The 13,873-nt window shown below is 66.5% G+C and carries 18 protein-coding genes and 1 pseudogene; 5 read left to right on the top strand and 14 right to left on the bottom strand.

The annotated features are described in order from the left end of the window. Positions 1-65: 65 nt before the first annotated feature. The 7 genes from ABZT03_RS23090 to ABZT03_RS23060 all read right to left on the bottom strand — a co-directional run bounded on the left by ABZT03_RS23090 (position 66) and on the right by ABZT03_RS23060 (position 5,753). Positions 66-671, bottom strand: a complete 606-nt coding sequence (locus ABZT03_RS23090; RefSeq protein WP_356042126.1) for a hypothetical protein — start codon at positions 669-671, stop codon at positions 66-68. Between the two features lies 1 nt (position 672). Next, positions 673-1,380: a hypothetical protein gene (locus ABZT03_RS23085; RefSeq protein ID WP_356042124.1), complete on the bottom strand. Its 708-nt coding sequence runs from the start codon at positions 1,378-1,380 to the stop codon at positions 673-675. Next, positions 1,377-2,795, bottom strand: a complete 1,419-nt coding sequence (locus ABZT03_RS23080) for a hypothetical protein (RefSeq protein ID WP_356042122.1) — start codon at positions 2,793-2,795, stop codon at positions 1,377-1,379. Before ABZT03_RS23080 ends, ABZT03_RS23085 begins: the two co-directional genes overlap by 4 nt. A 2-nt stretch (positions 2,796-2,797) precedes the next feature. Next, positions 2,798-3,115 carry a type VII secretion target gene (locus ABZT03_RS23075; RefSeq protein WP_356042120.1) on the bottom strand — a complete coding sequence of 106 codons (318 nt, stop codon included), beginning with the start codon at positions 3,113-3,115 and terminating at the stop codon, positions 2,798-2,800. A gap of 204 nt (positions 3,116-3,319) precedes the next feature. Further along, positions 3,320-4,042, bottom strand: a complete 723-nt coding sequence (locus ABZT03_RS23070; protein ID WP_356042118.1) for a hypothetical protein — start codon at positions 4,040-4,042, stop codon at positions 3,320-3,322. 29 nt (positions 4,043-4,071) lie between these two features. Then, positions 4,072-5,106: a hypothetical protein gene (locus ABZT03_RS23065; RefSeq protein ID WP_356042116.1), complete on the bottom strand. Its 1,035-nt coding sequence runs from the start codon at positions 5,104-5,106 to the stop codon at positions 4,072-4,074. Continuing rightward, the gene (locus tag ABZT03_RS23060) at positions 5,094-5,753 is read right to left on the bottom strand and encodes a hypothetical protein (RefSeq protein ID WP_356042208.1); all 660 of its coding nucleotides are present in this window, start codon (positions 5,751-5,753) and stop codon (positions 5,094-5,096) included. The genes ABZT03_RS23065 and ABZT03_RS23060 overlap by 13 nt, the downstream gene beginning before the upstream one ends. Positions 5,754-6,244: 491 nt before the next feature. Between ABZT03_RS23060 and ABZT03_RS23055 the strand changes: the two are divergent. The 3 genes and pseudogenes from ABZT03_RS23055 to ABZT03_RS23045 form a co-directional block, all read left to right on the top strand. Then, a pseudogene (locus tag ABZT03_RS23055) lies at positions 6,245-7,066 on the top strand (transposase family protein); the annotation flags it as partial. Between the two features lie 223 nt (positions 7,067-7,289). After that, on the top strand, positions 7,290-7,754 hold the full coding sequence (locus ABZT03_RS23050) for a hypothetical protein (RefSeq protein ID WP_356042114.1): 465 nt from the start codon (positions 7,290-7,292) through the stop codon (positions 7,752-7,754). A gap of 121 nt (positions 7,755-7,875) precedes the next feature. Beyond that, positions 7,876-8,112, top strand: coding sequence for a VOC family protein (locus tag ABZT03_RS23045; protein WP_356042112.1), 237 nt, complete (start codon positions 7,876-7,878; stop codon positions 8,110-8,112). A 174-nt stretch (positions 8,113-8,286) separates the two neighbouring features. Here ABZT03_RS23045 and ABZT03_RS23040 read toward each other — a convergent pair whose 3' ends face one another. After that, positions 8,287-8,556, bottom strand: a complete 270-nt coding sequence (locus ABZT03_RS23040; protein ID WP_356042110.1) for a hypothetical protein — start codon at positions 8,554-8,556, stop codon at positions 8,287-8,289. A gap of 394 nt (positions 8,557-8,950) precedes the next feature. On the opposite strand from ABZT03_RS23040, the gene ABZT03_RS23035 reads away from it, so the two are divergent. Then, positions 8,951-9,700 carry a transposase family protein gene (locus tag ABZT03_RS23035; RefSeq protein ID WP_356042108.1) on the top strand — a complete coding sequence of 250 codons (750 nt, stop codon included), beginning with the start codon at positions 8,951-8,953 and terminating at the stop codon, positions 9,698-9,700. 109 nt (positions 9,701-9,809) lie between these two features. Here ABZT03_RS23035 and ABZT03_RS23030 read toward each other — a convergent pair whose 3' ends face one another. After that, positions 9,810-10,451: a hypothetical protein gene (locus tag ABZT03_RS23030; protein ID WP_356042106.1), complete on the bottom strand. Its 642-nt coding sequence runs from the start codon at positions 10,449-10,451 to the stop codon at positions 9,810-9,812. 71 nt (positions 10,452-10,522) lie between these two features. Beyond that, positions 10,523-11,221, bottom strand: a complete 699-nt coding sequence (locus ABZT03_RS23025) for a hypothetical protein (protein ID WP_356042104.1) — start codon at positions 11,219-11,221, stop codon at positions 10,523-10,525. 89 nt (positions 11,222-11,310) lie between these two features. Here ABZT03_RS23025 and ABZT03_RS23020 point away from each other — a divergent pair, with 89 nt between their 5' ends. After that, complete coding sequence (locus ABZT03_RS23020) at positions 11,311-11,676, top strand: DUF192 domain-containing protein (RefSeq protein WP_356042102.1); 366 nt, start codon at positions 11,311-11,313, stop codon at positions 11,674-11,676. 17 nt (positions 11,677-11,693) lie between these two features. Here the strand turns inward: ABZT03_RS23020 and ABZT03_RS23015 are convergent, their stop codons facing one another. Genes ABZT03_RS23015 through ABZT03_RS23000 form a run of 4 tightly spaced genes read right to left on the bottom strand, consistent with a single transcriptional unit; the run spans position 11,694 to position 13,765 of the window. Then, the gene (locus tag ABZT03_RS23015) at positions 11,694-12,341 is read right to left on the bottom strand and encodes an OmpA family protein (RefSeq protein ID WP_356042100.1); all 648 of its coding nucleotides are present in this window, start codon (positions 12,339-12,341) and stop codon (positions 11,694-11,696) included. Positions 12,342-12,349: 8 nt separating this feature from the next. Then, the gene (locus ABZT03_RS23010) at positions 12,350-12,940 is read right to left on the bottom strand and encodes a hypothetical protein (protein WP_356042098.1); all 591 of its coding nucleotides are present in this window, start codon (positions 12,938-12,940) and stop codon (positions 12,350-12,352) included. 34 nt (positions 12,941-12,974) lie between these two features. Beyond that, positions 12,975-13,520, bottom strand: a complete 546-nt coding sequence (locus tag ABZT03_RS23005; protein ID WP_356042097.1) for a pilus assembly protein TadG-related protein — start codon at positions 13,518-13,520, stop codon at positions 12,975-12,977. Between the two features lie 50 nt (positions 13,521-13,570). Continuing rightward, positions 13,571-13,765, bottom strand: coding sequence for a hypothetical protein (locus ABZT03_RS23000; protein ID WP_356042095.1), 195 nt, complete (start codon positions 13,763-13,765; stop codon positions 13,571-13,573). Positions 13,766-13,873: the final 108 nt, after the last annotated feature.

Raw genomic sequence — 13,873 nt, 5'->3', positions numbered from 1 at the left:
GCGGCTGAAACGAGAGCCGCCAGCCCGGCGGACGACGGTGAGCGCGGAGAGATGGAGCGAGGCCGTCACAGGGGCTGCGCTTCGGCTCCCCTCGCGTCGTGGGAGGTGGCCTCGGCGTAGCCCGGTCGCTGGGAGATCACGTAAAGGTGGCGCGGTCCCGGAACGGCGATCACCGCGGCGAGGCGAGGGTCGCCGGCGCACCAGATCTCCCGTACCTGTGCTCTGCGTTCGGGCTTCGCCCGTTTTCCCAGCCGCCCGCCCCACCAGACGGCGCGAACGTGGGAGTGCATCACCATCGTCACCGGCTGATTTGGCTCCGTGGGGTGTGGGAACCGGAGCCAGGCACAACCGTTCCGAACACCGGGAAGGTTGCCGATGCCGCTCTCCGGGGTCTCGTGCACCTGCCAGGGGTACTCCCGCAGGATCCGCCGCGAACGGAACGCGCCTTTCCAGTACGCGCCCTGCAGGAACGTCCGGTAGAACGTGTAGGCCATCGGAACGAAGAAGAGCCACAGCGTCCACTTGGTGGACATGATCACGTACCACGCGAGCAGGCCGACCCAGGCCGCCGGCCACAGAAGCTGGCCGAGTACCGTACAGATGAGCAGCTGCGTCCAGGCACGGCGGGTGGCCGGATCGTCCCAGGCTGTGGGCTGGTGCAAGGTAGGCATGTCAGTCCTCGCCGAATACGTCGCTGGATGGTTCGGATGATGCGCCGAATGCTTCCGGAAGCGGGTTGTCGAAACTGACCGCGCCGACGATGTCCCTGAGCAGCGCTCGATACCGCTTCGAATGCTCCACCGCCGTCGTCGCCAGTGTCAGGATGGCGATCCGTCGGCCGTCGGGGCAGGGAACACAGCCGGTGACCTGGACCAGCCGACGTCGCGCGGCAGGTCCTGCCTCCGCTGGCCCCGCCAGACGGGTCTGCAGCAGGGCCGCCGGGCCGCATGGCGGGGCAAGGATCTCGATGTGCTCGGCGCCCTCCACGTTGGCGACGGCACGCGCCGCAAGTACACCGCGAGGTGCCCAGCTCGTCGCCCGCCAGGTGAGCGTGAACAGGGACAGCAGCACGCCGCCATCTCCCTCGTCGTCGGCGTGCATGCCGAGCGAGCAGTGGACGGTGCCGATCTCCACGAGCAGTTGGGCCGTCCGGAGGAGCGGACCGAGGTCAACCAGCAGCCGCTGCCGTGACGCCTCATCGGGAAGCGCCTCGATGAGCGGCCGCAGAGTGTCGTCGGGGTACGCCGCCTGCGCCTCAGGGGTCCCGGCCTGCGTCAACTCCCTCAGCGGAAGCGGGACGAAGCCCGGGGGCAGCGCAAACCAGATGTCGGCGTCCTGGCTCCGGGCCGACGCGTCGATGTCATAAGGAGCAATGTTCACGACGCCTCCCCCGCTCCGCGCAGCAGGAAGTGCAGGGCGCCCACTGTCGCGGGGAGATCGACGCCCAGGGTTCTGGGTCCGTCCAGCAGGCTGCCGGCCACGCTGGCCGCATCGCTGTCCAGACTGTCCACTGCGCTGCTGGCGACGCCGTAGACGGCGGTACCGGCCCCCAGCAGCGTCGCGGGCATGTCGATCTTCTCTACAACCGGCGCCAGGCGTCCGCCGAAAACTCTGGGGTGGGCCAGGAGGCTCACCGCGCCCCCGGCAGCGGCGGCCTCCGTTTTGATCGACGTCCCCATCGACTTGATTGACGTCCCCGCGTTGGTCCCGGCCCTGGCGATCCTCTGCCCCAGCGTCAGCACCTCGTCGCCCTCTCCGGCGAGCGACAGAATCTGCCCGGACTCTCCGGCGGCACGGAATCCGAGATACCCGCCCTTGAGTACGACGCCCAAACCCGGCAGCATGCCCAGGAAGTCACCCGCGACTCCAAGCGTGTTGCTCCAGAAGTCGAGATCCAACTCGCCCTTGGTGAAGCCGTCGTTCAGGGACGCCATGACCTCGGGATCGCTGACCCGCAGCCCGAAGGCGACGCCGCTCAACAGTCCGGCTGCCAGGAAAAGCATCCAGGGGGCAATTGCGGTAAGCCCGAGCAGCGCGATGACTCCGAGCACGGCCGCACACGCACTCAAGACGTCCGGGAGATTGTCACCCAGCCAGTCGGTGAACGTGTCCCACTCACCGGGCTCGTGCGGCGCCAACTTCTTGGTCGCGTCCCGGATCCTGCCCGCGCGATATTCCGCTTTGTCCTTGTGTTCCTCGGCCAGTCTCTTCGCTTTGCCGATGACTTTGTCGAGTTCTGCTTGGGCTGCGGCGACGCCCGCGTTGGCGTGTGTCAGTGCTTTCTGGGCCTCGTCATGATGGCCGCTCTTCTTGTCCGCGCCGGCGTCGGCTTTCGCCTTGGTCGCGCGCCCCTTGGCCGCGTCCAGGGCGGCCTGCGCGTCCTTCGCGTCCGATTCGAGCTTCGCAGCACGGCGCTGGAAGTCGTCGAGTTCGCCTTTCCAGCGGTCGAGTTGACGTGCCGCCTTGTGGAGGGAATGCGCGGCGTTCTTCAGATTCAGAGGCAGCGGCCCCCCGTCCAGCTGCTCCCGGAAGGCGACAGCGGCGTCACCTTTCCAGTAGCTGCCGTCGAGCAGCTTGGTGACGAGACCGTGCGCCTCTTCCAGGGTCTTGGCACAGTTCGCGAGCTTCTTGTGGAGGTCGCCGACCGTGTCGACGCTGCCTGGCGTGGGGTTGAACCCCAGGTGTGGATAGCTCGGGTTCGGAATGGACGGGGAGGACTTCAGCCCTTGCGGCAGGTTGCCGTTGCGGACAGCGGCGGAGTCAGGGAAGGAGGAGGGTTCCAGACCCGAATTCACCGTCACTTCGTACCGCCGCCCTGGCCGCTTCGGGTCTTCCTCAGCGCTTCCTCCAGCGCCCTGTCCACCTCGGCGTAACTGTCCTTGCTCTTACCGATGATGTCGGCGAGGCCCTCGGTCTGTTCGCCGATCTGCTCGGTGCCGTACTTCCAGTCCTGCTGGAAGTCCTCGCACGCGGAGTCCAGATCATCCGTGCCGAGCCCGGTGACGGTCGCGTCGGCGAGCGCCCTGCGCAGCCCCTTCAGGGATTCGCTCGACTTGTTCAGCAACTTCATGAAGTGCTTGAGCTCATCCCCGTCGACGGCCAGTCGATCCGCCATGCACCAGTCCCCTCTCACCCTGCGCCCAGGCATGAGTAGGGGACTTTAGCCGTTTCGGCTTTGCTGTCGTGACGACGTCAACCGTCGTTCACGGGGAAGCGGATCTCATGCGCGAAGGCTTCTCGCGTGGCACCCAAGGAGCCCCGGGGGAGAAGCCATTGCCACAGGGCCGCGGGTATTTCACTCCGTCGGGTGGCGGCGACGTCAGGGCTGACACCCATCGGCGCCGCCCCGCTTCGAGGTCAGGCGGGTGGTCTGCCACACGCCCTTCCCGCTCTTCTCAAGGCGCGTGTTGTACAGCACGTAAGGGCTGTCGTCCGTCGGCGTCCTGTCGACCTTGCCGGTCCTGCGGTTCTTGTTGAAGCCCTTGCTCTCGTCCGAGCAGTAGACGACGGAGGCGGCGGTACCGCCGGACAGGGTGACCTTCGGCGCGTAGTAGCGCGTGGTGCCTGTGAAGGTGAGGTTGGCGTCCAGGTACGCCTGCACCCACGCCACCGCATCCGACAACGCCTTGTCCCGGTAGTAGAACGAGAGCCCCGGCGCTCCTGTGTCGCCCCGCAGGATGGCGTCGTTCGTCGCGTCGATACGTCGGGCGGCGTCCGACAGCACCGCGTCCTCGGCCTCTTCGCCGGTCTTCCAGCCCTCGTACGTGTCCGTGACGTCAGACGGCAGCTGGACGGCCGGACGGCCGAAGGAAGGTGACGCGCTCGTTCTCGGGGACGCCGACGCGCCGCCCGCGGCGCCACCGACCGAGGGCCTGTCGCCGCCCTGCTCCCCAGGGTTGTGATCGCTACCGCACGCGGACAGCGACAGGGCCGCAGCCGCGGTCAGCGCGATCGCTGCGATAAGGGTGGAACGGCGGTTCAGGGTCAACTTCCGGGTCGGTGAGGCCGGCCAGTGCGCGCGGTGGACGGGCGCGGTGCTCACTCATCCGTGGCACCGCGCCCGTACGCCGGTCAGTGGTTGATGGCCTGGATCTCCTGTACGACGACATCCTGCGTGGCACCGAAGGAGCCGTCGGGCAGGTCGCCGCCCGCGCCGCCGCTGCCGGTCCAGTCGATCTTCCAGGTGACCGTCGCCCTCAGGGGGTACGTTCCCTTGCCCGAGGAACGCAGGTACTTGACGCCACAGGCAGGGGTTTCGTCGGCCTTGCCCTTGGCGTACGGCTCGCCGATACGACCGTGGTCGATCGGGCAGACCCCGGACGCCGGATACGTCACGGCGTCTCCGGTACCCGGCTCGATCTTCAGCGAGACCGGCTCCGCGGTCGCCGTCGCCTTGAGAGCGATGGCCGGCACCGACGCCGTGACGGAGACCGGCTTGAACTGGGCGCCGTCCAGCCAGGCCCACGTCGGAAGGTTCACCTTGGTGGCGGCTGCGGGCGCCAGCGTCACCTTCGTGCCCGGGACGCGGATTTCGGCGTACGCGAGTTCGGCCAGGATTTCCGGAGTCACGGCGTTCGTTATGCCGGCCGGCGGGGGGTCACCCTTGTCCACCCAGAAGTAGTCCTTGGTGCAGGAGTCCCAGCCCGGCGGAAAGTCCTTGTTGACGTACGGACCCCACCAGAATCCCTTGCCGGTCTTGTCCTTGTTGAAGTCCCTATCGGGTTCGTCCTTGTTGACGTACTTCTTCCGCTGCTCGGCGTCCCACTCGTAACCCGTCGAGTCAGCCGCCCAGATCGGCTCCAGATACTTCTGCAGCCCCTCGGGCGTGTACTTAGGCGCATACCAGCACGCGGGCGGCGTCCACGAGGTGGTCGACGACAGCGCACCCGTCGAGTTGCCACTGCCGTTCTTCGAACGATCGAAGACGACACCGCCGACGGTGACGGAGACGGTGCCGTCGTCGCCGGTCTTGGCACTCTGTTCGGTCTCATTGACATTACTGTCTTCGTCGCGCCCGCCTGCATGGGCCGTAGGCGCGGCGAACAAGGAAAAGCAGACGAAGGTGAGAAGAGTGGTGATCCTTACCGACTTCGCTATGGCTGGCACGCCTTGTTCCCCCGGTTCGACGCCACGTCAGTGGTCTGCCACACGCCTTCGGCGTTCTTGACGAGCTTGCTGTTGTAAAGCACGTAACTGTTGGCCGTTGTCGGCGTGTTCTTGACCTTGCCGGTCTTCTTCTCCTTGATGAAGGACTTGCTCTCGTCCGAGCAGTAGGTGACGTATGCCTTGCCGCTTCCCGAGAGGGTCACCTTGTAGTCGAAGTACCGGGTTTCGCCGACCCACGTGTGCTTCTTGTTGATATAGCCCAGAACATAAGTGATCGACCCACTGAGAGCACGTTCGGTGTTGTAGAAACCGAGGGCTTTCGTCCCGGTACTCGCCTTGAAGATCGCCTCGTCCACCGAGTTCACGCTCAGCGTGCTGTCCGCGAGGGCCGCGTCCTTCGCCGCGTCACCTGTCTTCTGGTACTCGAAGACGTTCTTCGCGTCGGACGGGAAGGTGATCTTCGGTCGGCCGGCGGTCTTGGATGCGCTCGCACTGGGGGACGCCGACGCGCTACTTTCCGTGCCGACTCCAGCGATCTTGTCGTTGCTCTTGTCCTTGGAGTCGTCGTCGCTTCCGCACGCGGACAGCGACAGGGCCGCAGCGGCGGTCAGCGCGATCGCTGCGAGGAGGGTGGGGCGGCGGGTCACGGTCAACTCCCGGTCGGCGAGGCTTCTCTTGAGCGAACCAACGCTATCCAGCGACACGGGACGACACCAGGGTGACTCGGGTCGACCTAGGGGTGTATGGGACCAAATCACCCCTTGGAGGCTCCGCTTGACCCGTAACAGTTCCGTAACTGGACGCTGTCTTCGTCGCATGGTGCGCTGAGCTGACGGTTCCACTTATGAACAAGCAAAGGAGACCTCAACCGGAGGGATGCCCACGACGCAAGCGGCTCCCCGAGTCACCACTCGGACTCAGCCACGACCTTCGGGAACGTTCCGCGACGCCCGCCGGCCAGGCGAAGGCACGCCGACGTGTTCTCTACGGCTGGCACTGAGGTCTTCTCAGCAACGTGATGGTTGCGGTGCGTGATCGCCCGGCGCACGCGGGACGGTGACCTGGCGTCAGATATGCATGAAGCCCCTGATAGGAACACGTCTACCAAGATCACGTTCCGTATAACCAGAGGCTCCAAGTGCCCTCCAGTATCACCTACACCGCTGTCCTGGACGTCCGCAGAGCGACCGCCGAGCACCTCGCGAAGCTGCTGCGCGAGCATCGTGAGCTGCTCGGGACCCGCAGGGGCACTCGCGTGCTGGGCGCTTTCCGGCAGGCGGTGTTCGTGCTGCGCTGGTTCGTCGACGGTACCCGGCTGGCCCAGCTCGCCCGGGACAACGGCATTTCGCCGCCGACCGCCTACCGCTATCTGCACGAGGGGCTGACGGTGCTCGCCGACCACGCGCCCGACCTGTCCACCGCGCTGGAACGGCCAGCAGCGGCCGGGTACACCCACCTCAACCTGGACGGCACCGTGATCCGTACCGACCGGGTGGCCGCCACCGGCCCCAATGGCGCGGATCTTTGGTGGTCGGGCAAGCACAAGCACCACGGCGGGAACGTGCAGGTCATCGCCGCCCCGAACGGCTGGCCGCTGTGGGTCTCCCCGGTCCACCCCGGCCGAGAGCACGACACCACCTGCGCCCGCGCCCACGGCCTGGTCGATGCCCTCAACCGGCTCGCCGCCACCCTGGGCATCCCCACCTTGACCGACCTCGGCTACGAGAATGCAGGCGACGGCTTCCGCCACCCGGTAAAGAAGCCCAGGGGCAGTGAACTCGCCGAAGCCGACAGGGCGTTCAACGCCGTGATCCGTGGCGTCCACGCGGTCGCCGAACGCGCCAACGCCTTACTGAAGGTCACCTTCAAGGCCCTGTGCGGGGTCAGCCTCGACCCATCGGCCATCACCCGCATCGCGCGAGCCGCCCTCGTCCTCCTGCAACTGGAACACGACCGCACAGCCCGAAGATCACGAACCGTCACGACAAGCCCCTGTCAGCTCGGGCCAGCGCGTGCTTCGTCGTTTTCTACGGGCCCGCCGCCAGCGGATGGGAGGCAACGGCCAATTCCACGACTGGGAACCGGACAAACAGCGGAAATTTCGGGCCACGGAACTTGTGCGGCGCCTGTGAACCCATGAGGGTAGCGGTTCGACACGTGTTCGATTGTTCTTAGGGGGAGAAATGAAGGCGCGTTTTATCGTCCCGCTTCTCGCGGCGGGGGCCCTGCTGGTGTCGGCTGCCACGGCGTCGGCTGCTCCGAGCGGCAGCACGGGAAGGGCCGTCGCGAAGACTGCTGCCTTTCCCGTGTGGTGCACGTTCCAGGGTGAGAAACCGTTCCAGGTCACCCATGGCGGCCCGCTGTACGCCCAGGGCCATTACACGGGTTGCTCAACTCCGGCACCCGACCAGTGCCGGGTCCAGGTCGATCTTCAGGAGTACGTGCGCGACGGATACTGGCGCGCGGTGAAGCACAAGGACAGCGGGTGGACCAAGTGCAGCGGGCGCTACACCACTCCAGGGCTCACGTGCGTGCATGATGGAGAGAAGGAGACGTACAACACTCAGGTGACCTTGCAGGTCGAGTACCAGGGACGCTTCAGCGAACCCGGAATCGCAGACACGGGCAACACCGTGATTGACTGCTGAAGTTCGTTCACCCGTAACGGCCTGCCGGATTGATTCGGTAGGCCGTTTTCGGCTTCGGTCGCACAGATGAAAGTGAGACAGCAGCATGCACGTTCATTTTGAAGCAGTAGACCCAGAGAAAATGATCAAGTTCTGGGGCAGCATCCCGGGTTGGGGTGGGTACAGCATCGGCGAAGCGGAATCTCCGGCTGTACTACCGGTCGTCACGGTCCTCGTCGGAACGGTCGCCGAACAGGTTCAGACGCTGATCGCCAAGGGCGCCTCTCTCGTGGAACCTCACGATTGCATGCAGGCCCTGATGACGGATCCGGAAGGCAACAGGTTTATGGTGGTGCTCGACCCCGATCACGAAGCATGACGTTCTCCAGCGTGGATGCGGCCCGGCGTACGGCATCTGGAGCCTTTGGTTATACGGAACGTGATCTTGGCAGACGTGTTTCTATCAGGGGCTTCATGCATATCTGACGCCAGGTCACCACCCCGCGCACGCCGGGCGATCACCCACCGCAACCATCATGTTGCTGAGAAGACCTCACTGAGCCGCTCCCCTGGTGGAAATGATCTGAGACGTCTGCCAGACACCGTCGGAGTCCCGGTCCAGCCTCGTGTTGTACAGAACGTAGCTGTTCCCGGTGACCGGTGTCCTGGCGATCTCCATCGTCTTCCTGCCCTTGCTCCAACCCTTGCTCTCATCCGCGCAGAACGTGAGGACGGCCGAGGCCTTGCCGTTGAGCGTCACCTTGCGGTCGTAGTACCGAGCCTCACCCGCCAACGTGGCACCCGCTCGTTCGAACTCGGCCACCCAAGTCAGCGCCGCCTCGCGGGCTTTGCCGGTGTTGTAGTAGGCGATTGCCTTGCCCCCGGGTCTGTGCCGGCGATCGCGGCATCGACGGCTCGCATGCGCTCAGCACTGTCGGCCAACACGGCATCCTTCACCGGATCACCGGTCGTCGCCCCTTCGAATACCAAGTCCAGATCCGGGGGAAGCGCGATGGCCGGCCTATTGATTGCCCTTGAAGGGGTAGCTGTCGGCGAAGTCGAGGTCTCGCCACCCGTACCGACCGCTGCAACCTTGTCATTGAGGCTTTTCAGAGTGTCCACCGATGGGGTGACGGCGAGGTGGGCCGCAACGCACGAGGCACCCGTGCCGTTGAGGGAGGTGTTCGAAGTCTCAACTCATCAGCGCAGGTGCCTCGTTGGTTCCTTATCCTGCCGCACTTGATCTGCCCCACGCGTTGGTCGAGTGGGTCACCATGCTCATCGTCACCCGCGAGGGTGACCGCCGCTGCAAGCTCCCGCCGCACCAACGTGCGCTCGTCGCTCTGGTGTACCTGCGCAAGCACGACACCCTGGCCAGGATCGCGGCCGGCTTCGGCATCTCGGTGGGTACCGCCCACGCCTACACCACCGCAGTGATCAGCCTTCTCGCTGGCCGGGCGCCGGGCCTGCTCAAGTCTCTGCGCGAGCACGAACCGGAGTACGTCCTGCTCGACGGAACGCTCGCCGAGTGCGACCGCGTGGGCGACGGCCGGGCCGACTACTCGCACAAGCACCGCCGCCACGGTGTGAACGTGCAGGTCGTGACCGACCCAACCGGGCACGTGCTGTGGATCTCGCCGGCCTTGCCGGGCCGGTGCCACGACCTGACCGCGGCCCGCACTCATCGGATCATCCGGATCTGCGAACGGCAGGGCGTCCCCATCCTGGCCGACCGCGCCTACACCGGCGCCGGACCCTGGGTCACCACCGGGCGCAGACGCCCACCCGGCGGGCAGCTGACCCCGACAGAACGGACGGTCAACCGCGCACTGGCCACGTCCCGAGCGCCCGTCGAACGCGGAATGGCACGACTCAAGTCCTGGCGGATCTTCAGAAGATCGCGATGCAGCCCGAATCGAATGACGTCAATCGCCAAGGCCATCCTCACCCTGGAGAGGCAGCGCTGAAAACGCTCATTGCTGTCGCCCTCAGAGTCGTCAGCACTTCCGCATGCGGAGAGCGACAGGGCCGCGACGGCAGCCAGCGCCACCACTCCGAGAAGGGTGGGGCGGCTGGTCACGCAGGCCGGCATTTTGCACTTCCTCTCTGCGAGTTCAGGTGCTCGGTAACCCATACGTTCCCGTTGCTCCTACGCAGAATGCTGGAGTAGATCACATAATTGTTCTTCGTCACCGGGGTGACATCCGTTTTCCCGGTGCTCAGGAACCTGTTGAAAGCTCTGTTCTGATCCTCGCAATACACAAGGGTTGCCGTGCCGTCTCCCTTGACCGTGACGCTCTCCTTGTAGAAGCGGGTCAGGCCGGTGGTGCGTGCTTTGTGGTCGACGAACTCCTGGATGTAAGCCTGGCTGCCGGCGGCAGCTGTCCCCTCCGAGTAGAAGCGGTACGCCGCGTGGAGCGGTTTCTGCTCCGCGATCGCCATGTCCACCGCCCTGATGCGCTGTTCGGCGTCGTTGAGGACTGCGTCCTTGTCCGTGTCACCCGTCTTCCGCCACTCGAAGTCATACGTGACGTCCGACGGCAGCTCGATCCTCGGGCGGACGACTGCTGCCGGTGTGGACGCGGTCGATGCCGCCGGCGCCCCGACCTTGTCGTTGTCGTGTCGCTGGGGGCTGTCGGCGCCACCGCAGGCGGACAGCGACAAGACCCCGGCGACGGTCAGTGCGATTCCCGCGACGCCGGGCGATCGGAGGGTCACTGTCTTCTCCCGTTCAAAGAGGCGGTGCTTCCGCGAGCCACCGCTGTCCAGCTGTACCGATGACGCCCCGCTCAGGGCTGGCACTTGGCACTTCCGATCTGGGAGAGGATTTCCCGCACTTCCCAGACGCCCTTGTCGTTCTGCTTGAGTGACGTGTGGTACATGACATAACTGTCGCTGGTGACCCTGGTCTTCTTGACTTTGTCGGGCAGGTACTTCACGAATGCCTTGCCTTGGTCCTCGCAATAGCTGAGGGAGGCGGTCCCGTCCTCGTTGACGGCCAGGTCGGGGTCATAGAAGCGGTAGGCGCCCGTAATGCTCGCTTTGTGGTCCACGTAGTTCTGGATGAACTTCTGCGTACCGGCCGCTGCTTCGCCCTCGTAGTAGGAGAGGTAGGCATGGTCGAGCGCGTCCTGATGCACGATCGCCAGGTCGACGGCCTGGATGGACTGCTCACTGTCGGCCAGGACCGCGTCCTTCTCCTTGTCGCCCGTCTTGGGCCAGTCGAAGGTGTACGAGAGGTCCGACGGCAGGTCGAGCCTCGGGCGGCCCGTGGCCTCCGATGCGCTCCGGGAGGGCGAGGCCGACCTCTCGGCTCCCGAGTCGGCCGTCGAGGCCCTGTCGCCGCTCTTGTCCGCGGAATCGTCGGCGCCCCCGCACCCCGACAGTGACACGGTCGCTGTCGCGGTCAGGGCGAGCGTTGCGAGGAGGGTGAGGCGGCGGGTCACGGGCAACTCCCGGTCGGCGAGGCGGCGCTTGAGCGTCGTCACGTTAGTCAGCGGAGCGTGGCCGCATCAATTCGGCCCGCTGGCACCCGCTACGTTCGGTTCGTGCGGGCTGCGCTACGGGAGGGGTGGGTATGAGGCGGCGGTGGCGGGACGGGTGGGGGAGCCTGGTCGTGCGGGGGGAGGAAGCCGACTTCTCCGTTCCGTTGGAGATCGCGAGTTCCTACCGGGCCCGCACCAGAGGGCTGTTGGGGCGTGATCACCTCGACGGGGCGATGCTGCTCTCCCCCGCCGGCAGCGTGCACACCTTCCGTATGCGGATGCCCATCGACGTCGCCTACCTCGATCGCCACCTCGACGTCATCGCCGTACGCACCATGAAACCCGGCCGCCTCGGGCTGCCCCGCCTGCGGTCCCGGCATGTGCTGGAGGCGGAGGCGGGGGCGATGGCCGGATGGGGAGTGCGGGTCGGGGTGCGGGTGGACGTCGTCGTGGAGTAGGGCCGTCCCCGGTCGGCTCAGTTGTCCGAGCGGGGGAAGGACACCTCCACCCTTCGGTTCTTCTTACGGCCCTCTTCCGTCGCGTTGGACGAGATCGGGTACTGCTCGCCGTATCCGCGCACCTCGAAGGTGACCCCGGAGTCGTTCAGTTCCTGGTCCAGGACGTCCTGTACGGCGTTGGCGCGCTGCTTGGACAGGACGTCGCCGTGGGCCGAGGAGCCGAGGTCGTCCGTGAAGCCGAAGACCCTGATCTGCGTCGCGTGCTGGTTCCTGATCTCGTCGGCGATGCCCCCGATGCGGGCCTTGGCCTCCGCGCCGAGCTTGGCACTGTCCTTGCCGAACAGCACCTCCGCCTGGAGGGCGAACTTCACGTCCGCGTTGGTGTCCTCCCGGCGTTCGTCGCCGCTCTGGTCCTCCACGACCTGCTTGATGTCGAGGACCTTCGCGGCCGCCAGGGTGGCTCCCTCGGGCAGCTTCAGGTCCGGGTCGTTCGCGTCCACCTGTACGGGGGCTGCGGCGGTGGGTTCGGTGCCCGGGGGGACGCTCGGGTCGTCGTCGGCACCGGCCGGTACGGCGCCCACCAGTTGGGCGGCGACAAGGGCCGAGGTCGCCGCCAGCGCCAGCGCGAGGCGAGGCGCCGCGGCCCGGGGAGAGGTGCGGGTCATGGTCCGCCTCACCCGGAGATCTGGATGGTGGCGGAGGCGAACGTCGGCAGTTGGAAGGTGACTTCGCCGATGTCGGTGGGTGGAGCGGGGAACTGCATGAAGACGGTCACGCTGTCACCCGGCCTGATGGTGGAGAAGCCCGTCGTCGTCAGCGGGCGGCCGTCGGTGTCGCGCAGGACGTAGTAGCGCTTCTTGCCCTTCGAGTCGACGAGCGTGGCTCCGCCGAGCGACCTGCCGTTCCGGATGATCTCGGTCTCGTTGCCGCTCAGGGCCGCCGGCACCACGGCGCTCTGGGCGCCGTCGTTCTTCAGGTTGCCGTTCACGGTGACGAAGCCACCGGAGTCGCGTTGGGCGGACGTGATCTGGAGAAGCAATCCGTCCGAGCCCTTCAACTCGGCCAGGGGTTCCTCCGACTGGCCTTCCTGGGCGCTGGGACCGGACCCGGAACCACTGCCCTTGGACGCGGAGGCAGTCGTCTCCGGCTTCTTGTCGTCGCCGGCGCCGCCCCCGCCGCAGCCGGTCACGCCCAGGGCCAGACCTGCCGCCACGGCCAGCGCGACCATCCCCCTGCGGGCCTCCGCCGTGAACCGGATGCTCATCGCTCCGCCTCCTTCATCACTCGTCGTTCGCACGTCAGTCGGCCAGATGGACGTCGAAGAGGTCCTCGGGCTTCGGAAGATCGGTGAGATCGTCCGGCTTCAGGATCCACTCCTCGCCTTTGCAGGTGAGCGTCGGCAGGGTGTCCTCGTCGGCGTCTTCCCCGGGAGGCTTGAACGAGCAGCGCGGCTCGATCACGGCGGTGGCCGTGGCCTTGGAGTAGGTGTCCTCGGTGCCGGGCACGATCGAGTCGCCGACGGACTTGTTCGCCGTGACGTCGACCGTGTAGCCCGGTGGCAGCCCGTACTTCTGCGCGCACTGCGCGGTGGCCTCGTTCTGAGCGGCCAGCTGTGCCGCCCGCGCGCATCCGTCGAACAGCACTCCGCCGCCGTCGAAGATGGCCTGCCAGGCAGCCGGGTCGGCGATCTTGTCGACCCACTCGTCCCTCAGCGCGTCCCGCGTGTCCAGGGCCGCCGCGAGGGCCGCCGCGTCGGCCGCCGTCTGCGCTCCGTTCCGGTTGGCCGCGGCCTGGCCGACGGCCAGGTAGGCGAACGCGAGAAAGAGCAGGCCCGCCACCACCATGATGTAGATGGGGAAAGCCTGCCCTGCGTCGCCGGGCCGGTGGAGTCGTGTCAGCCGGTCACCTTGGCGATCTGCGCGGTGATCGCGTCGTAGATCGTCTGTCCGATGCTCGTGCCCGTGATCGCCAGCACGATCGCCACCACCACCGCGATGATGCCCAGGTACTCCACCGCGGTCTGGCCCCTGTCGTCGCGGGCGGCCCGGGTCTGAAGGTACGCGACTGTGGTGTTGATCCAGTTGCTCATGGTGTTCCCCTCCGGGTGGCCGGCAAGTCTCTGTGGTGCCCTGCGCACCGTACGCCGAGGGGCCAGGCGCGGAGGAGGGCCTCAGGGCCCAATTCCGGGCCAGGTCAC

Source organism: Streptomyces sp. NPDC005574, assembly GCF_040605435.1.
In the GTDB taxonomy this organism is placed as follows: domain Bacteria; phylum Actinomycetota; class Actinomycetes; order Streptomycetales; family Streptomycetaceae; genus Streptomyces.
This window is presented reverse-complemented; position numbering and strand designations above follow the sequence as displayed.

Coding starts and splice junctions, on each gene's coding strand:
- ABZT03_RS23005 (WP_356042097.1), bottom strand. CDS start 13,520: ATGGTGGTGGCGGGCCTGCTCTTTCTCGCGTTCGCCTACCTGGCCGTC.
- ABZT03_RS23090 (WP_356042126.1), bottom strand. CDS start 671: ATGCCTACCTTGCACCAGCCCACAGCCTGGGACGATCCGGCCACCCGC.
- ABZT03_RS23020 (WP_356042102.1), top strand. CDS start 11,311: ATGAGGCGGCGGTGGCGGGACGGGTGGGGGAGCCTGGTCGTGCGGGGG.
- ABZT03_RS23045 (WP_356042112.1), top strand. CDS start 7,876: ATGATCAAGTTCTGGGGCAGCATCCCGGGTTGGGGTGGGTACAGCATC.
- ABZT03_RS23010 (WP_356042098.1), bottom strand. CDS start 12,940: ATGAGCATCCGGTTCACGGCGGAGGCCCGCAGGGGGATGGTCGCGCTG.
- ABZT03_RS23000 (WP_356042095.1), bottom strand. CDS start 13,765: ATGAGCAACTGGATCAACACCACAGTCGCGTACCTTCAGACCCGGGCC.
- ABZT03_RS23050 (WP_356042114.1), top strand. CDS start 7,290: ATGAAGGCGCGTTTTATCGTCCCGCTTCTCGCGGCGGGGGCCCTGCTG.
- ABZT03_RS23075 (WP_356042120.1), bottom strand. CDS start 3,115: ATGGCGGATCGACTGGCCGTCGACGGGGATGAGCTCAAGCACTTCATG.
- ABZT03_RS23015 (WP_356042100.1), bottom strand. CDS start 12,341: ATGACCCGCACCTCTCCCCGGGCCGCGGCGCCTCGCCTCGCGCTGGCG.